This window comes from Lactiplantibacillus songbeiensis (assembly GCF_005405125.1).
GTDB classification, from domain to species: domain Bacteria; phylum Bacillota; class Bacilli; order Lactobacillales; family Lactobacillaceae; genus Lactiplantibacillus; species Lactiplantibacillus songbeiensis.
In genome coordinates, this window is record NZ_BJDL01000018.1 from 1 (window position 1) to 23,912 (window position 23,912).

Here is a 23,912-nt window from a genome sequence, read left to right on the forward strand (position 1 = left end):
ACAAACGTGGCCACCACGTTCCAGCCGATTCTGGACCAACCAGAGTGGCAATTTAAACCAACTAGCACCAAGCATAACTAATATCAAGCATTACAACACTTCTATCTACCAGTTAGTTAAAGATCCGTGGATACAATTGACGCAACGCAGCCGCCGTCAGTTGACCAGCCACTTGCGAACCAACACTATCAAGATGAACATGATCCGTAGTCGTAGGCTCCCAAGTCGCAGTTTCAATCAGGTCAATCTGCATAAAGCTGGCCACGACTGACCGAATGATTCGGTCAAAACGCTGGCTGAACGGGATCATGACCGCTAAGCGACTATTAGGATACAACGTCTGAACTTGATTTAAAAACTGTCTCAATTGCGCAGCAAACTCATCGGCCGTTAACCGGCCATCATTCGTCCCAACGTTGACCACCACCACATCCGTCGGTACCGGTTCCCACGGCGTTGATCGATCCAAAGCCGTTAACACATCTGGTAGTGGTGGGACGCCACCCGTTCCAGGTTTACTGAGGCCAATGGCACTATAGGCCAGCCGAACATTCCGGGCATCTAGCAAGTCACTCGCAATTGCCGCATAGTTAGCTTCGCCACGATAATCTTCCGCAGGCTGGCGACCAGCGACCCAACAACCAGCCGTCAGTGAATCACCAATCCAGGTGATACTGTGCTGACCAGGCTTAACAGCTGCCAATTTGCCATCTGTCTGAACACCTTTGACCGCAAAACTTGCCGCGGTCGTCCAGACCTGATCCTCATCAGTATTACCACTCATCACCACGCGCAAAATATGCGGGGCTGCGTCTAAGGTTAATCGAATCGGGGCACTTGCCACTGGGAAACGTTGATAAGGCAAGCCATCAATTTGCACCGCAAGCCAACTACTAATCGTCGTCAAATTTAAAAATGCCAACGTGATATAACTGGCACCGGTCACTTGCAGCCAGAACTCGGCCCCTAAGTTCGTACTAGTCATCACGGGCGTCTGCTGCAACTCTTTGGCTGCCCAGCGCCCTTGAAAATAGGCCGTCATGACCGGATTATTGGCCGTCGTTAATTGATAATGCATGTCGCTGCCTCCATTTAAATTCATTCTCTTTTGCCAAACTTGACTACCATCAAGTTCCAATCAAGGTATTGCTTATATACTAGGGTCATCAAATCACGTAAGGAGCCCTAAATATGAAACTTCAACAATTTTTAACTAAACATACGAACCAAATTACGCTCATTACTGGGATTTTAATCGTACTTGGTTATCTCAGCAAATATCTCATTAACTTTACCCTCGGCTACCAAGTTATTTTAGCCGTTGCGTCTATTATCGCCGTCATTCCAATTGCTGTGCGAGCTTGGAGTGCGCTGATCAATAAAGTCTTCAGTATTGAACTCTTAGTCAGCATCGCCGTTATCGGGGCCTTCATCATCGGTGAATTCAACGAATCCGCCATTGTGACCTTCCTCTTCTTATTCGGTTCTTACCTCGAAAGCAAGACCTTACAAAAGACACGTAACGCTATCAAAGGCTTAACAGATATGTCTCCAACCACCGCTACCTTAGTGACTGATGACGGTACTGAAGAAGTCGACGTCGATGATGTTGACGAAGGTGATGTCGTCCTAGTCAAGACTGGGAGCCAAGTCCCCGTTGACGGTGTTGTCGTTGAAGGTAACGGCTATATTAATGAAGCCTCAATTACTGGTGAATCCCGCCAAATCAACAAAAACTTAGACGACCAAGTTTTTTCAGGCACCTTAGTCGAAAACGGCTACTTAAAGATTCAAGCCACCCAAGTCGGTGACGACACGACCTTTGCTAAAATCATTGAATTGGTCGAAGAAGCCCAAGACACAAAGTCGAAAGCTGAAAAATTCATCGACCGCTTTGCTCAGTATTATACCCCCGCTGTCTTAGTTTTGGCCGCATTAGTCTTCGTCTTCTCGCGTGATTTCCGACTGGCGATTACCGTGTTGGTCCTCGGTTGCCCTGGGGCGTTGGTCATTGGCGCACCCGTCTCGAACGTCGCCGGGATTGGGAATGGCGCTAAACGCGGCATCCTAATCAAGGGTGGCGAAGTCGTTGATACGTTTGCCAAAGTCGATACGTTAGTTTTCGATAAAACGGGGACCTTAACCGAAGGCAATACCGCCGTTTCAAGCTTTAAGCAATACACCGGTCAATCCGACCAACTATTAACTTTAGCCGCCACCATCGAAGGCGTTTCCGATCATCCGCTTGGCAAAGCAATTATCGATTATGCCGGTCAGAAAGCTGAAGCAACGACCGTTCCAACTTTAGACAATACGGAAACGGTCAAGGGCCAAGGTATCTGTGCCGACGTCAATCATCAACAAGTCGTCATCGGGAATCAAAAGATGTTAACTGCCCATCATATTGACTTAACTACCGCTCAAGCTGCTGATTTAAATGCCATGCAGCATGCTGGTAAATCAACTGTTATCATGGCCATCGATGGCATTGTCCAATTAATCTTTGGTATTTCAGACACAGTACGACCAAACGTCAAAGCATCACTTGCCGCCTTAAAAGCCCAAGGAATCAAACGCTTGGTCATGTTGACTGGTGACAATGAATTAACTGCGGACGCCGTGGCCCGGGAATTAAACATTGATGAAGTTCATGCAAACTTACTCCCTGAAGAAAAAGTCGACTACGTCAAACAATTGAAAGCAGCCGGTAATACCGTTGCTTTCATCGGTGATGGCATCAACGATAGTCCTTCAATTGCCAACGCTGATATTGGGATTGCAATGGGTAGCGGGACAGATGTCGCCATTGACACATCCGATGTTGTCTTAATGCAATCCAGCTTTCCAGCTTTAGTTCATGCTCACGGCTTAGCCAAGAAAACCGTCCTAAACACTCGCGAAAATATCTTCATCGCAATTGCTACGGTAGCCTTCTTATTGATTGGCTTAATCTTCGGTTACATTTACATGGCTAGCGGCATGTTCGTCCATGAAGCCAGCATCTTAGTCGTCATTTTCAACGCGATGCGCTTAATCAAGTTCCAAACTAAATTTGATAAAGCCCAACCAGCACTGGTTGCGCAACCGAAAACGACCACTGCTTAAGCTAACCCCCTTTAAATAACCTGCCAATTTGGTAGGTTATTTTTTCGATTAAACAAAATAGTTGCTTTACTATACCTATGGGGGTATATTAAATGGCGTACTCATTAAGAATCGTTGCTTAAAAGTTCTAAGTGTTTCCTTTAAAACACACGTTTATTAACTAATACCTACTAGGGTAATCATAACTGGAGGATTTTCTAATGATTAAAGAAATTCATGACCAAGATTTTGCTGCTGAAACTGATACAGGGATTGCCGTTGTTGACTTTCGGGCCGACTGGTGCCCACCATGTAAGATGATGGACCCAATTCTGAAATCACTCTCAGAAGATCCAGCTTACAAAGACAAAGTAAACTTTGTGTCCTTAAACGTTGACAATGACCAAGCCGTAGCGAGTCAGTTCCAAGTCCAAGGGATTCCAACTTTCCTAATCAAGCGTGACGGTGAAGTGGTCAGCCACCTGGTTGGCGCCCGGCCTAAAGCCAACTTTGAACTCGAACTAAAAAAAGCCCTCGAGTAGGTGAAGCGATGACAACGACAACCGATAGTTACGTGACCAGTAAACAAATTACGACTCGTCTTAAGCGCTCCGCTGGCCAGCTCGACGGTGTCTTACGCATGATGGCTGAAGATCGGCCTTGTGAAGATGTCCTGGTCCAATTAGCCGCAGTTAAATCTAGCGTTGATAAGGCAATGAAGCTGGTTATTGCTCGCAATATTACCAATTGCGTCGACGATCAAGCTAACGTTGATGCTGAAAAGCTGACCCATTCATTGGACCTGTTATTAAAAACCAAATAAGACTTTTAAAAAGGCGTGCCGATTTTTCAGCACGCCTTTTCATTTATTCAATTTTACCAATCTATTTGTCCCAACCGCCCTTTTTCCAGTCATCTTTCGACCAGTCATCACGATCCCAGTCATCTTCTTTGGGTTCCTGGGGATCACGTGGGTGTCGTTTCGCCTGCCGCATTAAGACGGCGGTCGTCACAATTGTGACAAAGGCGGTAAACAAGATAAATACAAATGTCCAGACGATAATATCACTTACTGTCATCTTCATTGCCCCCAACGCCGTTAACTTAAATACTTTGTTTTTTGTTAGCGTTAGTATAGCGCAGAATTCTAGCCTCACGCAACTAGCCATGATCATAAACATCGATACAAAGAATGCACTTGATGCTAGTTGGTTTCTAAAATGCTCAGCCGTGTCGTTGGCCTTAGCGCGAGTGGTCTGCTCGGAATTAGGCCAAGGTCAGTTTTGAAGATCGGGCCTTAGCTTCAAAATGGCCCACAGCGTTCCAGCGTTTTAGAAACCAACCGGTAGGCGGCAACTTCAACCAACCCTTACTTGCTACCATCAATCTTAAGTTGCTTCGCTAATCATAACATCTATACCAACCTAAACTAACCTGACCCATAATTTACACAACCAATAGCTGGCGTTCGTTGACAGCAAAACGGCCTGAATCAGTTTTCACTGATTCAGGCCGTACTTAATTTCAGTAACGGTTAATCTTCGTCATCATCATCGTCTTCTTCGTCCAAACCAGTCCGTGCCTCGTTACCCACAAAGGCTTGCAACTGACGAATATTGCGATTATTACTGCCACGGTAGCCGACTAACCAAGCGGCTAAAGCTGGGCGTTCTTCTTTTTCCGCCAACTTGATGGCCCGGTCAACGAATAGATTTTCGGTATCAAAATCTTTAATCGTCGCTGCCACCAGCGTATCAGCATCGCTATACTTGAACGCGCCATTTTCTTCCAGCATTGAATACTTAGTTAATTCGGCTGTCGTTGAAGAAGGCTTCTGAGCTTCATCTAATAACAGGTCGCCCAATTCAGCAAAGTGGGCTGTATTCTCTTGTAACAAGCGGTCATATTCAGCTTGTAACCCAAAGTAATTAGCACCTTTAACATACCATTTAACTTGGTTTAACTTGACGTATTCGACCATTAAGTTTGATAAGATATGATTCGTCATGGCCCCAGCAGTTGGGACATGATGGTCGATATCACTTTGCTTTAATTCTGCGGCGTATTGATCTTCAATTGTTAGTTCACTCATGCGAATTCCTCCTATTTAACCTTCATGCTTTCAACTTCATACCCCAAGCCAGTGACCACATCTGATAATTGATCTGCACTCGTTACTGAGTCGTCAAAATCAGCTTTCACTTTGCTGGCATTGAATAATACTTTAACTTTTTCAACGCCCGTTTGATTAGCGACCGCCTTTTCAATCTTAGTCATGCATGATGGGCAGGTTAAGGTTCCTAATTGCATCGTTGCTTTTGCCATAATGATTACCTCCGAATTGATTTGTTTTACTTGATGTTCTTATCATAACGGCTAAGTTCATTTAAAAACTTGACCGCCGTCAAGCTTACGCAACTTTTGGTTGTTTAACTTTAATACTTTTAACCGTATAGCCAAGACCCGTCACGACCGCGGCTAGTTGATCCGCTGTCGTTTGGGTGTCATCAAATTGAAGCTTGACCTTGCTGGCATTGAATAACACTTTGACGCTAGCGACACCCGTTTGATTAGCTAAGGCCTTTTGAATCTTAGTCATACATGATGGGCAGGTTAACGTATCTAGTTGCATAATTGCTTTTGTCATCATCATTACCTCCGTGATCGTTATCTCAAGTTGATGGCTCTATCATAACGAGAATCCGCCAATTAAAACTTGACCGCCATCAAGAAATAAATTCTTTTTTGCGCGTATGATAATCATAGTTAGTTGCCACTCTGGTTGGACCAGAGTGGGCTGCTCGGACTTAGGCCAAGGCCAGCTTTGAAGACCGCACTTCGGCTTCAAAATGGCCCATGGCGTTCCGGCATTTTAGGAACCAACCGGCAGGCGGAAAACTTAACCAGCATTAAAGTCACTCAAAATATTAATTATTAATAATCTAGACATAAAAAGTCGATGTTGAAAAATATCTGTTATAGTTATGATGAAGATTTATAAGGAGGTTTTTGCCATGTCAGCACACGCTACTCATGAATGTGTTCAACTCGTGCCCATCTTTCAAGAACTTGAAGCTTCACAATTAGATACCATCGAATCGATCGTTCAACACCATCATTACCAAACTGGTGAGACCCTGTTCAACGCTGAAGATTCCTTAGATACCTTATTGATTGTCGCTGGCGGTCAGGTCAAAGTTTACCAATTAGCTGCCAATGGTCGCGAACAGTTACTCTATCTATTGCAGACCGGTGATATTGATGGCGAGGCTGCATTATTCGAAAATAAGCAGCGAACATCTTACGCGGAAGCCTTAGTACCGACCGATATTTGCAGTATTCGTCGTGACGACTTTCAACAACTAATGCAACAATATCCAAGCATTAGCATCAATGTGCTGAATGTTTTCGGCAAACGCTTGACCCAACTAGAAAAGCAAACCACTAGTACGGCCACCGAATCCGTGGAAGCGCGCTTGGCTAATTATCTGACCGAAACAGCCGCTTCACTAGACGTTCAAGCTTTTAAACTACCACTAAAGAAAAAAGACCTGGCCACCTTTTTGGGGACCACGCCGGAAACAATTAGCCGTAAACTGACTAGATTCGAAAAACAAGGCCTAATTACTCAAAAACCTGGCAAAGTGATCCAAATCAACGATGCCGATCAATTATTACTAGTGGAATAAGCAACTAGCGGTTCAAAACGTCGTCACCGACTGCTGAACCGCTAGTTTTGTGTACTGATTGTTGGCTCTCCTACTGACTCTTTTTCAGCGTCTTTCCTGCTGAAAATAACAACCGTCACCCCGCTTGATTTTTGCCGACACAATCAGCGCAACGAAACAAAATCTACGTTATAATTAACGTTGAATTAGAAAATTAATCGAGGAGTGGATTTAATGGCTACAATCAGTCAAGCAGCAGTGAAAAATGATCTGTACGATGCCGTCAACGGTGAATGGCTCAAGACCGCCGAAATTCCAGACGACCATGCGTCGACTGGGGGCTTCATGGACCTTGTTGATGCTATCGAAAAAACGCTTATGCATGATTTTGACGCGATGGCCGCGGGCGATGTTGCCCCGACCGACCCGCAAGTCGCCGAATTCATTAAATTTTATCAATTAACGACGGACTTCTCCAAGCGCAACTCGGAAGGTGCCCAACCGATTCAACCTTGTTTAAAACAAATCGATAGTCTCAGTGACTTAACTGACTTGCAACACCGCATGCCTGACTGGATCTACGATGGCTTACCATTGCCATTCAGCCTCGATGTCGATGCCGATATGAAGAATACCAAGGTTAATGCCTTATTTGCACAAGCGCCCGGGACGATTTTACCTGATAAGACATACTATGATGAGGGCAATCAACAAGGACCAAAGCTATTAGCCGTCTATGGGCAAATGATGCTCAAGCTCTTGCAAATGACCGGTTACGATCAAGCCGAAGCGCAACAAATCGTCGATGATACGTTGAAATTCGATCGACTGATCGTGCCATGGGTCAAAAGTGCTGAAGAAGCGGCCGACTATAGTAAAATGTATAATCCCCGCAGCTTTAAAGACTTTACGAATACCAGTCGTTACCTCGATTTAGCGGCGATTACCTATTCAGTGATTGCGGGTAATCCGGAAACGGTCATTTTACCAGAACCCGCTTTCTTCGATCATTTTAACGACGTTATCAATCCAGAAAACTTCAATATGATGAAGAACTGGATGAAAGCGAAGTTAGTCCAACGTCTCAGCGGTTATCTTAGCGATGACATGCGGACGGTGGGGACGACTTATTCCCGGACGTTATCTGGGCAGAAAGAGCCACGTAGCCAAGCCAAGAGTGCCTACTACTTAGCTGCCGGTACTTTTGACCAAGTTGTCGGTCTCTACTATGGTCACAAATACTTTGGTGAAACGGCCAAGGCCGATGTGCATCGCATGGTCGAAAAGATGATCGGTGTTTATAAGAACCGACTACAAGCCAATACTTGGCTCAGCGCCGCAACCCGGGAAAAAGCGATCGTCAAATTGGATAATTTAGGCATTCAAGTCGGTTATCCTGACAAGCTTGACCCATTGTTCACTAAGTTTAAGACCCACAGCGCAGCAGAAGGCGGCAGTGTCTTAAGCAACGTGTTACATTTTGGTCGCGTTGCTCGCAAAGACATGTTTGCCAAATGGAATCAGCCGACTGATCGGACCCGTTGGGAAATGAGTGCCGATACGGTGAATGCCTATTACCATCCATTCATGAACATCATTGTCTTCCCAGCTGCCATCTTACAAGCGCCATTCTACAGTCTCGAACAAGCACCTAGTGCTAACTACGGTGGGATTGGAGCGGTCATCGCTCACGAAATCTCTCATGCCTTTGATAATAATGGGGCCTTATTCGATGAATTTGGGAACTTGCATAATTGGTGGACTGACGACGATTCCGCGCACTTTAAAGAACTGGCCAAATCAATGATCAACGAATTCGATGGCTTAGATTTTGCCGGTGCCAAAGTTAACGGGACGTTGACCGTTTCGGAAAACATTGCCGATGCTGGTGGCCTTAGTTGTGCCGAAGAAGCTGCTAAGAGTGAGGATCAGGTCGACTTGGCCGCTTTCTTTGAGAACTGGGCAATGGTTTGGCGGATGAAAGCCACCAAGCAATATATGCAATTATTGCTCTCAATTGACGTCCATGCCCCAGCTAAGCTACGGGCCAACGTCCAAGTTAAGAACCTCGATGATTTCTTTACCACATTCGATATTCAACCAGCTGATCCGATGTACTTAGCACCGGACCAACGCGTTAAGATCTGGTAATCATCATTTCAAAAACAAAAGTACGGTAGAGCGCGAGAATAACTCTCGCGCTCTTCTTATTGACTGAAAGGAGTGCACCATGCCCAAATTTGAAAAATACCATCCAATCTTAACGCCCCACTATACGTTTGATTGGCTAACTAAAGCCCGGGCCAAAGACGTCTTGGCTTTTTATCAACAATTTACCCCGGTGACTGAGACGGTACCTACCATGCTGACAACTGCCGACCGAATTAACCACACGATGCGTGACATCTTCCACGACCAAAAGTTGGTCTGGGGCATCAGTCGGCGAGCAGATGATCAATTCATCGGTCAAGCCGGCTTTGATCCGATTGATACTGATCAGCAGACGGCAACCCTCCAAGTGCACGTCATGCCGGCTGCCCATCAACAAACCACGTTAGCCGAATTGTATACCCGCCTAACTGAGTTTGGCACACAAGAATTGGGGCTCACCCAGCTGACTGTCACCTTACCCGTCACCGATACCATTGCAACTCAAGTCCTAACCGCGCTTCACTTCCGGTCAGCCCCAGCAACTACCACCGACCGAATCACCTATCAATTACCATAGTTTTAGTTTAAACAGTCCTTACGAGCATAATGCTTGTGAGGACTGTTTCTGATTTAGACGGTTAATTAACAAACTTTAGTTTCCTAGCCAAAACGATTCCGGTCGTTGCTAGTTATCATGATAATTAAGTTTTCAAACCTGACTAGTCTCACTCAACTCAAGACTGTTTATCACTCGATTGGTCAACGGCGTAAACTTTTAACCACTTTATGGTTGCGTTTTCTTTTTAATCTAGTACAATATAATTGTTAACAAATTCACGTTATACAATCTTTCTTGTGAAGATTCGTACATTGACTAAGGAGTGTTTTAGAATGAAAGTTATCGTCATTGGTTGTACCCACGCAGGCACCGCCGCTGTTAATCAGATCTTAACGGCAAATCCCGATACCGAAGTAACCGTTTATGAAAAAAATGACAACGTTTCCTTTTTATCTTGTGGCATCGCGCTATATCTAGGCGGCGAAGTTAAAGATCCACAAGGTTTATTCTATTCTAGCCCCGAAAAATTAGCCGAACTTGGCGCTAACGTTCAAATGGAACACGACGTGACCGACATCGATACCGACCAACACGTGGTCACGGTCAAGAACTTAGTTAGTGGTGAAACGACTACTGATCACTATGACAAGTTGGTTGTCACAACTGGTTCATGGCCAATCATTCCACCAATCGATGGTATCGATAATCCCAACGTCTATCTTTGCAAGAACTGGGACCATGCCCAAAAGTTATGGACTGACGCCAAAGATGCCAAACGCATTATCGTTATTGGCGGTGGCTACATTGGAACTGAACTCGTTGAAGCTTATCAACGTCAAGGGAAAGAAGTCACGTTAATTGATGGTCTTCCTCGAATTTTAAATAAATATTTAGATACTGAATTTACTGACCGCGTGCAACAAGACTTTGTTGACCACGGCATCAAACTGGCCTTAAATCAAATGGTTAAAGGCTTTAGCGGTGATGGCGACACCGTCACCGTTACCACGGACCAAGGCGAATACACCGCTGACATGGCCATTCTCTGTGTTGGTTTCCGGCCAAACACCGGCTTGCTGAAAGGTAAAGTCGACATGAATAAGAATGGCTCTATTATTACCAATGATTATATGCAGACTTCTGACCCTGACATTTATGGTGCCGGCGATTCAGTGGCTGTCCATTACAATCCAACCCACAAAGACGCTTATATTCCATTAGCAACTAACGCCGTTCGTCAAGGAACCTTAGTGGGACTGAATATCTTCAAACCCACGCGTAAATATATGGGCACGCAATCAACTTCCGGCTTAATGTTATTTGACACGACCATCTGTGCTTCGGGGATGACCTTAGAACATGCGCAATTAGAAAACATCCCTGCTGCGGCCGTTACGGTTGAAGATAACTATCGACCAGAATTCATGCCAACGACCACACCAGTACTCATGCAACTGGTTTATAATCCTGAAACTCGGGCAATTCTGGGTGCGCAATTTATGAGTAAATATGATGTGTCACAATCCGCCAACACCATCTCCGTGATGATTCAAAATAACAACACGATTGATGATCTCGGCTTTGTTGACATGTTCTTCCAACCACAGTTTGACCGGCCATTTAACTACTTGAACATCTTAGGTCAAGCAGCCATTGCCCAAGCTGATCAAGCTGTGACCGAATAAGGATCCCTTTGACCCTAACCCCCGTTTAGGTTAACGAAAACACCCCAACAACTGCGCGGTTGCTGGGGTGTTTCTTTGTCTAAAAAACGGCACGTCGTTAAACGTGCCGCTCAAACTTATGCCGACGCACTATGCTTGCCGCCGCCATGTCCAACGACCAAAGCCGCCGAGAATGACTAACAAGATGGTCCCAATTAAGGCGACTAGCGGATGCGTCCCTGATTCATCAGTTTGTGGTAACCGACCTGTTGTCGCATTGCTGCTTGCGGCAGCCGTCCCATTACCAGTCGTCCCGTTGACCGGGATCCCACTAGTTGTGGAACCAGCACCCGTGGTCGTGCCAGTTGTTGAACTGGCTGTCGGCCCGTTGGTGGTTCCTTGATTAGCTTGACTTGGCGTTACTGCTGGTGTTGTTGTTTGACCAGTCGTGGTCCCAGATTGACCGGGAATTTCGGGCTGTTCAGATTGACCAGCAGTCCCTGGATAGCTTGGTTTCGCTGGTTTTTCAGGTTTAGCCGGATGCGTTGGTGTCCCGGGTTCAGTTGGAACACCGGTCTGACCGGATCCTTCATCGTCAGGATTACCTGGATGACCGGGTTCAGTCGTTCCAGGTTCACCTGGTTTTTCAGGCTCACTCGGATTACCAGGTTCAGTTGTTCCAGGTTCACCTGGTTTTTCAGGTTCTCCCGGTTTGCCTGGTTCAGTTGTTCCAGGTTCACCAGGCTTTTCAGGTTCCCCCGGCTTGCCTGGTTCAGTTGGTGTCCCAGGTTCTTCTGGGTTCTCCGGATTACCCGGTTCAGTTGGTGTCCCGGGTTCTTCTGGGTTCTCTGGATTCTCTGGGTTCTCTGGGTTCTCTGGATTTTCAGGTTCACTTGGATTCGTCGGGGTCTTCGTATCAGTCGCAGTGACCATAACTGTAGCCGTTTCCCCACTCACAATCGTAAATGAGACTGGTTCGGTGGCTAGCTCATACCCATCTGGTGCTTTGACTTCGACTAATTGATACTTACCAGGTGCTAAGTTATCCAAGTGTAACTCACCTTTAGCATTAGTGATTAAGTTAGAGATCAACACCTCACCATCGCTGCCGCGTAAGTCATAAACGGCGCCTGCTAAAGCTTGTTTGCTGGCTGCATCCGTCTTGGTTAACGTAACGGCCCCAGTATGTGGCACTTCTTTATCCGCTAACTCAACGTTGGCTACGGCAGTCGAATCTTCGATAATTTCGAACGGAATTGGCTCCGTATTCAACGCATAGCCATCTGGCGCCTTAGTTTCAACAAAGGTATACTTGCCAGGTGCCAAATTGTCCAAAGCCAATTGACCTTTGGCATCCGTTGTCAAATCAGTTTTAACCACGTCGCCTTTACTATCAACTAACTTAAAGACAGCCCCGGCGATGGCTTGTAACGTAGTCGCATCAGTCTTCGTTAACTTGACGGAACCACCGGACGGATCACCTTGACCAGTCCCGGAACCGCCCCAAGTGACTTGGCCGCTAACAGTTTCTCCATTCATGGTCGCGGTATTCACCACTTCGCCACTATCTTCAGGATTACCTAGTTTAGCGTTATACACCACATTAACCGCGGTATTGACATTCTCAAAGGTAAAGGTCAGCTCGTTGCCGTTTTGAACGACCGTTGGGGTAATTGTCCCAGTTGCGTTGAAATGACCATTTTGATCATAGGTACCCGTATGTGCCACAACTGATCCTGGGATAAAGGTTTGTTTAGGTCCCAACGTATCGTGAACAACGACCGTTCCTAAATCTTTGCCAGTTGGGTTAAAGGCCACGTTCCACGTGACCTCCGTCGGAATGCCATTCTCATCGCGTCCGGCGACCCAGCCAACTTTATTGACGGTCCAATTAAAATGCACATCGCCCGTGGTACTCCCTTTCGCATAGAAATTCAGCGTTCCTTTACGATTAATAGACGTATGTGCGAAGGCATCGTTAAACGTGATCGTCCCAGTCGTTTCACCAGCTTTAATCGTAAATGTCCCAATCGTCTGACCAGTCGAATCAACTAACGGCATCGTCAAATCTGACGCCTTCATCCCACCTTCAGGCAACTGAACAATCGCGGTATCGCCAGCTTGAATCTTGACACCGTCTGGAATCGACCAATTATAACCAACATCATAATTACTCCATTTACTCATCGTCGTCGTATCGGTAATGACATTACCATACCGGTCTTTAACGGTGGCATCACTGCCATTAAGCCCAGACGTCTCGATCACTTTCGCCTGTGCCGTACCACCAATGGTAAGCAGCAATGCTAAGCACGCAACTAGGCCGAGTAGCACTGCCATGAATTTGCTGCGCATCGCTTTTACCCCCAATTCTATTTAAACGCTTAGCTGGCAACTTAAGTTTTCAAGTTTCCCTCACTCCCTATTCTCTAACTTAGCCTTACCGGTTATCAGTCATTAAGACCAAAACCGTTACTACCATTTGTACGATACTGCATCTTATGGGTCAGAACGTATCCAGACGATTCATTAAGCAACTCGCCAAACAAAACTTTTGACGTGCAAAAATCAGATTGAGTTAACTTGTCACTCCCGTTGAATCAGAATCAGCTGAAACGTGGTGGTCACTGAGCGTCATCCAGCCCCACCCTGTGCTAACTAGCTAACGTGATGATTAACGTCATTATTGTAGAAAAAGCTTGTGAATTAAGAATCTGACTTCTTAATTCACAAGCTATCGATATTGTTATAATCATGACTGGTACACTTACCTGCCAGTTAATTGCTAAACTATGACCCTTTTTGAAACCAAACTCTCGGCTAAATGACCGAGCTTAAAATAATCAATCGTTAATTTTTTAATTTTCGTTAGTTAACGCCGGGCGGGCCAGAATTGGCTCAGTGGTGTCGTTTATCTTAGTCGCGATTTTCGACTTAGATAAAGCCCGGCTTGTGAGACCGCTCTTTGGCTCGCAAACGCGGCCACCACGTTCCAGCCGATTCTGGACCAACCAGAGTGGCAATCTAATCCAACTAGCCCCTTCTAGCCCTATCTAAAAACTTAACTCGGCGCATTAGACAATGTCCAAGTCACCGTTCCAGTATAGGCTCCCGGAACCGCACCAGCATTAGTTTCGAAAAACATGCCCGCGTCATCATTCCATTTTTTCGTCACATCATAATGATCCGTATCACTAGTACTCTTATGACTGTCGATCACAGTGCCCTCACTATTGATTGTCGTGGTCGTCCCATCTTGCTTGTAGATCAGCTTACCCGGTAATTTTTGCCCATCTTCATTAGCGAAGTCGGTCACACTAGCTTGCAACTGCCAACTCGACCCGGTTCCGCGTTCATCGGCAACCACTAAGTCCCAGTCGTTATCACGATTAGCCAGCTTCGCGGTCCCATCTAGCGTCACCGTCTTAAACCGACTCGTTTCGGCGACCGTCTTAAAACCCAATGCGCCACTTTTAACCGTAATCGTGGCCGTAGCAGGTGCTGATTCGTTCTCATCGTCATCAATCACATAAAATTCCAAGGTGTTTTTCCCCACGTTTAAGTCATCGGCTTTAGCTGTAAACGTGAAGAGTCCAGATTCATCTGCATTACTCATTTTAAAGTCAGGTAAAGCTTTACCATTTAGCGTTGGATAAACCGTGATTTTACTGTTATCTAATTGTTCAGAATCTTCTGCCACCACTAATCCAGTGACTTTGGCATCTTCACCCTTGGCCACAGTTTGAACACCACCTTTAATTAGGAAGAGTTCAATTAATTGGTCAACTGTAATCGTATAGTCTGGTGCGGTCGTCTTCGTTTCGAAGTTATTGCTAGTAAACGTACTCGTCGTGGCGGTCGTATTACCGTTAACGCTTACATTATTAGCCTTGCCTTTCAGCGTTATCTTGGCAGTTGGATTGTCCTTAGATAACGCCTGGGCAAGTTCAAATCTGAATGTCTTCGTCTCACCAGCCGGAATATCGACCGTCTGTTCACTACCATTAGCATAGGCCACTTTAACACTCGTAAACGTCACGTGTTCTGGCAAGTCGAGTTTGGCTTGGATGTTTTCCCAATCCTGCTGACCATCGTTATACGTCAAACTGTAGTCATATTGCAACTCATCGTTGGCCTTAACTTTTGATCCTGTTATCACGGGTTTTTCTTTCGTTAAGTCGGTAACTCTAACCGCTGCTTTAGCATCGACTAAGTTAGGGATGGATTCAAACACAACTAGACTATTACCCGCGTTACTCCCATTAGTCCCCGTAATGCCCCAACGGACTTTACCATCTTCACTATGAAAAGCATCCGTATTGATGACTTCCACATGAGTAACCGGGTTTTCAGTTTCAGTACCATCGGGATTCACATCGTTATAAATATAAGTCATTGTCTTCGCACTGGCATCCCACTGTAACGTTAAATGGTGCCATTGCCCATCGGTTAAATTCTGATTGGGTTTCGGATCAAAATGGGTTTGCGTAAAGAAGCGACGCGTTCCCCAAATACCAATCAACACAAACCCTGACGCCTTTTGGCCGATATATTGATCAGCCGAACCCGGATAACCAGTGGCAATGTGTTGCCCCTTAATCCCAGCATCAAAAGAAGTCCCACTACCAGCATCCCCAAAAGACATTGACGTGTTGGCATACGTGTCAAACTCCAACGCCCAACTATTTTGAATTCCAGTCGCAGCTAAGTCCGCCGATTCCGTACGGTCCGTATCATTATCAACACCCCAAACGCCCATTGTTTCGCCAATAATCGTCTTCTTCGTATAACTTGAAGCAGCTTGGGTCCCATTCGGATCATTTTGTAAGACTAAAGCTAGACCATCGCCGGCCTTACTGCTGGATGCGCCAAAATGCGCCCATAACTTAATGGTCGCATTTTTGTTTAAGTCCAGCCGATTCGCATCGGTTGACCAAGCCCCACCGAGTTGTTTCTTCGCACTATTCACTTCAATGGCTTGGGTATTGGGGGCATTGGCATTCGTGACTTTTTGAATACTAGCCGCATTCGTGACCCCGTTAGCAAACGAGCTTGGCAACACAAAAATCTTTTCGAGTTGATTCAGCCCAGCCGGAGCCGTCGTCAACGGTGCGGCTGCGGCTAATTCTTCCGCTGCTTGTGATCGCGCGGTACTGGCCCACAACCCTATCAACATGGTCAAACCGACTAATAACATTTTCAGACTTTTGCGCATGTTGCCAACCCCTCTCGCTAATTAATCGTGGTTGCGCCGCCGATTCTTAACAAGTAACCAGATAACTGCACCTAATAAGGCAATAATCACGGCACCTAAAGCGACAAACCACCAGAAATAGTTTGGTTGCTGCTTTTGGCCGACCGCTGAATCGTTCAGCTGCTTGGCCTTTTGCTCACTAATCGTAAAGTTACGGGTAAAGTTCCACTTGTACTTACCATCACTGGCGCTGGCAGCTAAATGCAAGGTGTAATTCCCAGCTTTTAGCGGTTCTTTGCCATCACCGACCGCAAAGTTAAAACTACTATTTGGTGCCATCGCTAAATGATCTTTAGTCGTTGCCAAAACTTTTTTAGTTCCATCAACGGCCGTGACATAACTTTTAATCTTCAAACCATGCATAATGACTGGCTGGGTATTTTGTAAAGTTGCTGTCACGTAATTTTGATAATTAATCTGTTTAGCTTGAACCGACAATAACTTCATCACCGGTTTGATCTTGATCGTTTCAGTTTCTTGTAATTGCATCCCAATCACATAAGCATATTGATTTTGAATCGTCATCCCGCTCGATTTTTTAGCTGCACTGACAGCCTGGGTCACACTAATCCCGCCAAGCGCAATCCCTTTAAAGCCCTGCTGAGGCACACTCAGTTTAATCGCAACTTTCTTAGTTGTCTTGGCTGGAACATCCACCGTTTGCTTACCAGATAAGGCCGTATTCAAGTCAAATTGCGCTGACGAATCCGCCTTGGCATTCGCATGGCTGTAATCAATTACCCCGTTATCGTTGGTAATAGCGCGATTAGGTGATACGACATAGCGATGCGACTGGCTATCACTGTTCTTAATCCGAATCGTCAAAGTTTGCTTTTGACCGGGCTTCACTTTTAAGTCAAAATACGACACTTTTTCCGTGATTTGATTTTTGGGTAGATCGGCAGTCACGGTATATTTAAGATTATCCGCTTTAGCGACCATTGTGAGACTTCCAAATAAGACGCCCATTAATAACACTAATTGCCAGAGTTTAGTTTTCATATGATTTACCTTTCCTTTTTTCAACGGTAAGTGACTTAGCTATGTATGGAGACGCCTAAAACGTCTCCGGTCGTTAACTGGGCGCGTTGGTCAATGACCACGTCATCGTACCCACGTAATTCCCAGCATGTAACGTTTGATTGTGAATGACTAATTGCGTCGGCGCATTGGTTTGATTCAAAACTAGTAACCACGTACCGACACCGGCTTGCCGATTAGCGACTAGCACATTGTTGACCATGCCGGCACGTAAGACCCGATTGACCAGTTGTGGGGCCGCGCTCACATTAGCCGTTACCGGTTTGAGCTTAACAGCACCCAAGTCAATCGTCGTCTGTAACGTATATTGACGGCTGGTTGGCACACTAGGATGAACTTGTAATGTCCACCCAGCCCCGGTTGAACGGCGATCAGAAATTTGAACCATCGCTAACTGATTCTTAGCGGTCGTCGTAATTGGCCCCTGCTCGCCACCATCAACTTCAAACTTTAAGTTACTAATAAAATCGATTGTTAAATGACCTTTAGAACCAGTCCCCGGATTGCCCGGATCAACTGGATCACCCGGGTAAGGCTTTGATGGGTCATTCGGATCAACCGGCTTAACCGCATCATCACCATTTCCCGGGGTAATCTCCACTTCGGCGTGCGATTGTTGCACTGCTGCACGACCATTCAGAGGTAACCATCCGCCGCTAAAGCCCGCGCAGCTTACAACCAATAACCACCACGCCGGTTTGCTTAGCTTTGGCATCGTTGCACCTCAGTTCTGCCGGCGAAGCTCATATTTTTTGAATGCTTATTTGCTAGGCGTTGTTATAGCACCAGTTGGCGCATTCACTAATTTCCAAGTCAAAGTTGAACTATAATTACCAGCAATATTCCCCGCTGGTACATATAGGCTGACACTAGTCGCTGTATGCGTCAGTGTAAAGGCCCCAACCCCAGCACCGGCACCAGCAGTCAGAATTGATTGCGCATCAGGAGTAATCGTCGTATCTTTGGTAGTTGGCAAATCAGATTCATTAGCACCATCATTAGGGGTAACCTTCCCATTGGCAAATTTTAGCTTGGCACCCTTTATTTCTTTATTGCCTTCTTTAAACGCCGTCCCAGAAACCTGGACATCCCAACCTTCAGCATTCCCAGGATTGGTAACTTGCACGTGATCACTAACGGTCTTGGCAGGATAAGTAACGGTTTCATTCTTACTTTCGTTACTACCAAACTTCACTCCTGGTACCGTATCTAGGGTAATATCTTTTTTATCACCTTGTGTCAATTCGATTTCTGCTTGGGTTGTCTTTTGCGTATCTGCGTCACCATCCGCAGCATTAGCAGCTAAGGGTAGTGCGGTCAATAATGCAACACTGGCGATAAATGTTCCGACATATTTTTTCATTACGATTGCTCCTTTGTGTGTTGATGGCTGTTCCACCAAAATTTAATTAATAACCCGACTAGACTAATGATTAATAATGCGATGCCGCACAACACCCACTGTTGTAATTCATTCATCTGCGGCAACACCCCCGCCAAGGGCCCCGGATTAATGGTGGCGCCATGGCTAGCGGCGGGCGTAACCGTAATATGATAGGTACTTTGTTGAATATCACCTAGCTGAAGGGGGCTTAGCCAAGCAAGTCCATTAAGTTGCCAATCCATCACAATCACACCTTTCACTTGTTTCTACAATTAAGTAACATCAGCTACTGAACGGTGTTAACTCATTCTTTTAAAAACGTTTTCTCCCTTTCAGCACCCACAATATAGCACGTTTTTAGAAGCACCGTCAATTGATGATAGGGTTTAACTATCCACCCTGGAAGCCTTTCTAACAGTTTTGTTGGCAATTCCTCATATTCATAAATCTATAAATTATCTTATAGAACCTGTTTTAATCAGTTTAATAGCAACGGTTTTCATGAATCTCAAAAAATCGGTTTTATAAATTTATTAAGCCGGTTAATCAACATCGGCCTCAACATTATATTAAGATTAAACTTTAATGTGAATATCCATTAGATATTATTTTTCGTAAGCATAATAACATACCATAAATTCAAACGTTAAAAATACCGCTTACATCGCTGATACCATTAAGCAAATTCACAATCACACAGTTGGCAGTCTAGTCAAAAAGCAAATTAATTCTAACGGCTAATTGCTAGGCTACAATTATTTTTCATTAAAATAGTCTTTAAAAACAAAGATATTAATATCAGCAGTCATAAACCGACAAAATCGCTATGCTATACTAGAAAATAAACCCTTTAACGAAAGCAGGGATCACGTTTGCCAGCTAAAAAGACTTTTGATAATGACCAAGTACTCGACCAAATCATGCGCCAATTTTGGCAACACGGTTATTACCACACTTCAATGGATGAACTCGTCACGCTAAGCGGCGTTAAAAAGCAAAGCTTATATAATGCCTTTGGTGACAAGCACACCATCTATCTCAAAGCACTCCAGCACTACCATCAGTTAATGCTGGCTGCAACTACCCATGCCATGCAGGACTTGGAACAAGGCGGCGCCACCCCACTAGCTGTTCTAATGATGCTCTTTACCCAAGGCCTGACCACTGACGATTCCCAACCAACCGGTGATTTGATGGATAACGCGGTCGCTGAATTCGCCACCGACGATCCGGATATTAAGCAACTCACCGATCGCTATTATGACGATTATTTGACTCTAATGGCCTCGACTATCCTAAAAGGTCAAGCTAACCAAACCATCATCACGACTCAATCCAGCATGAGCTTAGCGCAAGGACTGCTAGAAGCTCGGATTGGCTTACAAACCCGTTTACGGCAGGGCAGTCATCCAGACATCTCCCAACGTCAGCAAAGTTGGACAACCTTTCTTGGCGTTTCAGCCTAATAAAAATTCCTACCGTCAATAAACCGGTAGGAATTTTTGTTTACCTATAAATAAGGCTGAATTAACCATTGTTGGGCAGCAGCATTAAGTTGACTACCGAAATGTTGCCGAAGCTGTTGCACACCTGCATAACTGGTAAAGTCGAATGCACTCGTCGCACTGCCACTTGCTAACAGGGCTTTAGCAAATTGTAAGTCAGCTACCGCAATCTGTTGCCGAAATGGCTGGTCTTCTTCCGCAATCATTGGCAACCACTGGCCTTTTAACACGGCTACGGCCCGTCGATAACGGTGATCATGCGTTAACAACGATTGCATATCGGCCGGTTTAAGCGGTTGGGTCATCGCTATCCACCCCTTTCTTTAAGGTCACGACTTGCCCGATAACCGGCTGAACTGACAATCGGTCATTCGGATGAGCTAGTAGCCAAATCACATTGGTAAACCGATGCGCGTCAAGCTCCCGTTCACCACGGCCATCGGTTAAAATCACAGCTAAGGTCGTTTGATTAGTGGCATGTGTTCGTTGCAAATCATCAAAGATGCTTTGATAGACCGTCCCGCCACCGCCTTGGCGAGTGAACCTGATCTGTTGCGGCAAGGTCGCTTGATACGTTTGTCCCGGCCGCACAATGGCGTCAAACGGTTTGACAGTAATCGTGGCAGTCACTGCTCGCGTCAACGTCGCCACTTGACTCAATAAATACTGCAACGTGGCATCACTAATCGAACCTGAATGATCAACGTAGACTTGTAATTGCAGTTGCGTATCACTAATTTGTCCAGGCAGTTCCATCCGGGCAGGTTGCCGTCGATTGAAACGGGCATAAGACGCCTGCTTGCCAGTCGGTAGCTGGCCCAAGCCCTTCACTAATAATCGACGCCAATCGACATCAGCAGGACAGCGCTGAACTTTAAGTTGCGTGCGAACCTGACCAGCCACTAACCCCCGACCAGCTTCTCGCGTATGTGTCCAAGCATCACGGGCTAATTGTTGTAACCGGCTAGCTGCTAGATTCGGATTCGTCAGTTGACCAGTAGTCCCTTGCCAGCCCGCAACTGCATCAATCGGTGATTGCATAGGTTGCGACCCAGTGCTCGCAGCCGAGTTTCCCGCCGGTTGCGGTGGCTGGGGAGTCGACTGACCACCAGCTTGACGTTGGACTGGCGACTGCAACAACTTTAAGTAAACACCGGAATCAGCTTTAGCGGGTAGGGCCACCCGCACTAACGGTTGAACCGTGGCTAATCCGGTACTGTGCTTAGGTAAGCCAGTGACATATTGGTTCACTGCTAAATCGGTTGCCAAGGTCACTAATTCCGGTTGCCGGGCTGCCTGCTGACGATAACGTAATGGATGTTGCCAAAGAACATGTAATGCCACGTGCTTTAATCCCGCTTGTAATTCATCAAAGCGCGTAAATGTCTGGGCTAACGGAACAACCGCCATTGTCAATTCCAGGCGATTGTCTCGCCAAGTTAGTGCAAAGGGCGTCTTTAGCTGATTTGACGTGTGTCTGGGCAAACGGGTCAATAGTTCGCCATAAAATTGGTCAATAGCAAGCAATTCAATAATGGCGCGTTCAACCATCACCGGTCCCATTGCTAAAGTGGCCTCAGTCGGAGCCGCCAGCAGTTTCTGACGCCACTCAGCATAGGCCATGGCATTATTAATCACCCTATCCGCCTCCTATTGATTCGACCAACTAGCGACTTGTTGCAAATATTGATACAGCGCCGTGACATACGGACTCTGCTGAGCAATATTAGCCGTGTAAAGTTGCTTCAGTAAGTCCCGATTCTGACCTAATTGTTGAACCAAACTAAACTGGCCATCCTGACTAAGCATTTGTAGTAATTGTAAGAACCGCCCCGCATTCGCATCGACCGTTAAAGGATAGGTTGTCGTTAACTGTAAACAACTCCGTAATACCGTACTCTTCTGCGGTTCACTCATCGCTTTGAATTGCGTCAAAAGTTCAGCTGGAACCACGGCACCACTCGGCTCACCAGTATATAATTGTTGCGGTGTAAGATGAATGGCTTGCTGTTCTAAAAACTGTTCAAATGCTAATCCCAACTCAGTCCCGATATCTCCTTGAAAGATATCTAAGGCAATCATCGCTTGTGTGGCCGTTGGTAAGTCCGCTAACGCCGTTAAGTTCGCTGACACCCGTTCCCAGGCGCGGGGGGTGGCCACTAAGTCATCCGCGGCATCGGCTTGATTCAAACGCGTCACATCTTCACTAATAAATTGTTGAACTAACGGATGAATATTTGGCTGACCAGTCGTTGGATTAGTCTGGGCGGCCCATTGTAGCCAATCATCCGCATCGCTGGTCAACACTAGTCGTACCGTTCGATCCTTAATCGCCGCATCACTAGCCACGACGCCATACGTACTAGTCTCAAAGCCGCGCATACTGGCATCCGGATTTTCCGCCAACACCAACTGGACTTGATTGGGCAACGTCAAGGTATTAATAGTCCGTTGTAAGACCAAGTTCATCAATTCACTCTGAACCGCTTGCGTCCCCCGGTTGAATTCATCTAAGAACCAAATAATCGGCTGTTGCGGATGGGCTTCAGCATAGCGGATAATTTCAATCAACGTATGGGTATAGCCAAATTGTACATCTGCTAGGCGACCATAGTCTGCCGTTTCAATAAACGACTCACTCGTTAACGGCGGAATTGGAATGGCTAAGTCGCCTTTCTCAGATAAACTCACTACCGTGGTATACAGCTTGGCATGTAATTGAGTCGCAACTTCCGCCACTAAAGCGGACTTACCGATACCAGCTTCACCAACGATATTGGGCACATTGCCAGCTTTTAAGACTACCGGCACCGCCGCTAACATTGCTTGATAAGATAATGCCATATTCTCTCCTTATTTGTTTCACGTGAAACATTAATTAGTCTTGACAATCTTGCTATTCAGCCAACAAGAGTTGCCTCAGCCCATCAAAATCATCAACTTCATACGTTGGCTGATAGCCTTCCTGATTGACACGATGGTGCGGATTAAACCACACATTATCGAGATTAGCATGGCGTGCCCCTAAAATATCCGACTGTAGTCGATCGCCAATCATTAGTGTATTGGCCTTCGTCAGCGCTGGATGTTGCTTAAAAATCGGCGTAAAGAAACGTTCATCCGGCTTTGCGTAGCCCACATCTTCAGAAATCACGACTTGTTCAAAGTAAGGCGTCAGCCCCGCACCAGCTAAGCGATTCAACTGGGTAGACTTAACCCCATTAGTCCCAACGATTAAGTGAACGCCAGCCTGCTGTAGCTGACGTAGTAATTGTGGTGCTCCTTGAAGCGTATAGTAACTATGATCAAGCATCTGACTATATTGCTGTTCCAACGCGGCACCATCCACGGTCACACCCAGTTTATTAAAGGCTTGGGTAAACCGCTGTTCCAGTAATGGTTCCCGTGCGGCTCCCTGTTCAATCTGTTGCCAGGCTTGAAGATTGACTTGGGTATAAGTCTTTAATCCCCGTTGAATATCGGTAATTCCACACTGTTTTAACAACTTAGTGATACTTTCAGCTTCACCCCGCGTGAAATCTAACAGCGTATCATCTAAGTCAAAAATGGCATATTGCTTAGCCATTCTGTCACCTTCCTTG

Annotated in this window: 23 protein-coding genes; 8 read left to right on the forward strand and 15 right to left on the reverse strand. The window is 45.9% G+C overall.

From position 1 onward, the window contains the following. Positions 1–112: 112 nt before the first annotated feature. Positions 113–1,078, reverse strand: a complete 966-nt coding sequence (locus tag FFM77_RS07105) for a GDSL-type esterase/lipase family protein (protein WP_137635076.1) — start codon at positions 1,076–1,078, stop codon at positions 113–115. 113 nt (positions 1,079–1,191) lie between these two features. Here FFM77_RS07105 and FFM77_RS07110 point away from each other — a divergent pair, with 113 nt between their 5' ends. The 3 genes from FFM77_RS07110 (at position 1,192) to FFM77_RS07120 (ending at position 3,907) form a co-directional block, all read left to right on the forward strand. Then, complete coding sequence (locus FFM77_RS07110) at positions 1,192–3,105, forward strand: heavy metal translocating P-type ATPase (RefSeq protein ID WP_137635077.1); 1,914 nt, start codon at positions 1,192–1,194, stop codon at positions 3,103–3,105. Positions 3,106–3,305: 200 nt separating this feature from the next. Then, on the forward strand, positions 3,306–3,626 hold the full coding sequence (locus tag FFM77_RS07115; protein WP_137635078.1) for a thioredoxin family protein: 321 nt from the start codon (positions 3,306–3,308) through the stop codon (positions 3,624–3,626). Between the two features lie 8 nt (positions 3,627–3,634). Then, positions 3,635–3,907, forward strand: coding sequence for a metal-sensitive transcriptional regulator (locus FFM77_RS07120; RefSeq protein ID WP_137635079.1), 273 nt, complete (start codon positions 3,635–3,637; stop codon positions 3,905–3,907). A 61-nt stretch (positions 3,908–3,968) separates the two neighbouring features. On the opposite strand, the gene FFM77_RS07125 is transcribed toward FFM77_RS07120, so the two are convergent. The 4 genes from FFM77_RS07125 to FFM77_RS07140 form a co-directional block, all read right to left on the reverse strand. Further along, on the reverse strand, positions 3,969–4,163 hold the full coding sequence (locus FFM77_RS07125; protein WP_137635080.1) for a hypothetical protein: 195 nt from the start codon (positions 4,161–4,163) through the stop codon (positions 3,969–3,971). 455 nt (positions 4,164–4,618) lie between these two features. Continuing rightward, the gene (locus FFM77_RS07130; protein ID WP_137635081.1) at positions 4,619–5,176 is read right to left on the reverse strand and encodes a Dps family protein; all 558 of its coding nucleotides are present in this window, start codon (positions 5,174–5,176) and stop codon (positions 4,619–4,621) included. A gap of 11 nt (positions 5,177–5,187) precedes the next feature. After that, positions 5,188–5,409 carry a heavy-metal-associated domain-containing protein gene (locus FFM77_RS07135; protein WP_171001006.1) on the reverse strand — a complete coding sequence of 74 codons (222 nt, stop codon included), beginning with the start codon at positions 5,407–5,409 and terminating at the stop codon, positions 5,188–5,190. A gap of 85 nt (positions 5,410–5,494) precedes the next feature. Next, positions 5,495–5,734 (reverse strand): heavy-metal-associated domain-containing protein, encoded by a 240-nt coding sequence (locus FFM77_RS07140; RefSeq protein WP_223876800.1) that lies wholly within the window; start codon positions 5,732–5,734, stop codon positions 5,495–5,497. 364 nt (positions 5,735–6,098) lie between these two features. Between FFM77_RS07140 and FFM77_RS07145 the strand changes: the two genes are divergently transcribed. The 4 genes from FFM77_RS07145 to FFM77_RS07160 all read left to right on the forward strand — a co-directional run bounded on the left by FFM77_RS07145 (position 6,099) and on the right by FFM77_RS07160 (position 11,147). After that, positions 6,099–6,773, forward strand: coding sequence for a Crp/Fnr family transcriptional regulator (locus tag FFM77_RS07145; RefSeq protein ID WP_137635084.1), 675 nt, complete (start codon positions 6,099–6,101; stop codon positions 6,771–6,773). A gap of 213 nt (positions 6,774–6,986) precedes the next feature. Further along, a complete protein-coding gene (locus tag FFM77_RS07150; protein ID WP_137635085.1) occupies positions 6,987–8,903 on the forward strand; it encodes a M13 family metallopeptidase in 1,917 nt (638 codons plus the stop codon). Between the two features lie 79 nt (positions 8,904–8,982). Next, the gene (locus FFM77_RS07155) at positions 8,983–9,480 is read left to right on the forward strand and encodes a GNAT family N-acetyltransferase (RefSeq protein ID WP_137635086.1); all 498 of its coding nucleotides are present in this window, start codon (positions 8,983–8,985) and stop codon (positions 9,478–9,480) included. A gap of 314 nt (positions 9,481–9,794) precedes the next feature. After that, on the forward strand, positions 9,795–11,147 hold the full coding sequence (locus FFM77_RS07160) for an FAD-dependent oxidoreductase (RefSeq protein ID WP_137635087.1): 1,353 nt from the start codon (positions 9,795–9,797) through the stop codon (positions 11,145–11,147). A 129-nt stretch (positions 11,148–11,276) separates the two neighbouring features. Here FFM77_RS07160 and FFM77_RS14240 read toward each other — a convergent pair whose 3' ends face one another. The 6 genes from FFM77_RS14240 to FFM77_RS07190 form a co-directional block, all read right to left on the reverse strand. Further along, a complete protein-coding gene (locus FFM77_RS14240; RefSeq protein WP_137635088.1) occupies positions 11,277–13,481 on the reverse strand; it encodes a SpaA isopeptide-forming pilin-related protein in 2,205 nt (734 codons plus the stop codon). Between the two features lie 706 nt (positions 13,482–14,187). Continuing rightward, the gene (locus FFM77_RS07170; RefSeq protein ID WP_137635089.1) at positions 14,188–16,341 is read right to left on the reverse strand and encodes a lectin-like domain-containing protein; all 2,154 of its coding nucleotides are present in this window, start codon (positions 16,339–16,341) and stop codon (positions 14,188–14,190) included. 21 nt (positions 16,342–16,362) lie between these two features. Then, positions 16,363–17,382 carry a WxLIP family cell surface protein gene (locus FFM77_RS07175; protein WP_137635090.1) on the reverse strand — a complete coding sequence of 340 codons (1,020 nt, stop codon included), beginning with the start codon at positions 17,380–17,382 and terminating at the stop codon, positions 16,363–16,365. A 73-nt stretch (positions 17,383–17,455) separates the two neighbouring features. Beyond that, the gene (locus FFM77_RS07180) at positions 17,456–18,043 is read right to left on the reverse strand and encodes a WxL domain-containing protein (protein ID WP_171001572.1); all 588 of its coding nucleotides are present in this window, start codon (positions 18,041–18,043) and stop codon (positions 17,456–17,458) included. 138 nt (positions 18,044–18,181) lie between these two features. Further along, positions 18,182–18,784: a WxL domain-containing protein gene (locus FFM77_RS07185; RefSeq protein WP_137635092.1), complete on the reverse strand. Its 603-nt coding sequence runs from the start codon at positions 18,782–18,784 to the stop codon at positions 18,182–18,184. Then, entirely contained in the window at positions 18,784–19,047 is a 264-nt protein-coding gene (locus tag FFM77_RS07190; protein WP_137635093.1) for a cell surface protein, read from the reverse strand. The genes FFM77_RS07185 and FFM77_RS07190 overlap by 1 nt, the downstream gene beginning before the upstream one ends. A 630-nt stretch (positions 19,048–19,677) precedes the next feature. On the opposite strand from FFM77_RS07190, the gene FFM77_RS07195 reads away from it, so the two are divergent. Further along, positions 19,678–20,271 (forward strand): TetR/AcrR family transcriptional regulator, encoded by a 594-nt coding sequence (locus FFM77_RS07195; protein ID WP_137635094.1) that lies wholly within the window; start codon positions 19,678–19,680, stop codon positions 20,269–20,271. A 44-nt stretch (positions 20,272–20,315) separates the two neighbouring features. On the opposite strand, the gene FFM77_RS07200 is transcribed toward FFM77_RS07195, so the two are convergent. The 4 genes from FFM77_RS07200 to FFM77_RS07215 are packed head-to-tail and all read right to left on the reverse strand — an operon-like array spanning position 20,316 to position 23,896. Continuing rightward, entirely contained in the window at positions 20,316–20,615 is a 300-nt protein-coding gene (locus tag FFM77_RS07200) for a hypothetical protein (RefSeq protein WP_137635095.1), read from the reverse strand. Then, entirely contained in the window at positions 20,599–21,948 is a 1,350-nt protein-coding gene (locus FFM77_RS07205) for a vWA domain-containing protein (protein WP_137635096.1), read from the reverse strand. Before FFM77_RS07205 ends, FFM77_RS07200 begins: the two co-directional genes overlap by 17 nt. Before the next feature lie 12 nt (positions 21,949–21,960). Next, positions 21,961–23,154: a P-loop NTPase family protein gene (locus FFM77_RS07210; RefSeq protein WP_137635097.1), complete on the reverse strand. Its 1,194-nt coding sequence runs from the start codon at positions 23,152–23,154 to the stop codon at positions 21,961–21,963. Between the two features lie 52 nt (positions 23,155–23,206). Next, on the reverse strand, positions 23,207–23,896 hold the full coding sequence (locus FFM77_RS07215) for a YjjG family noncanonical pyrimidine nucleotidase (RefSeq protein ID WP_137635098.1): 690 nt from the start codon (positions 23,894–23,896) through the stop codon (positions 23,207–23,209). Positions 23,897–23,912 lie beyond the last annotated feature (16 nt).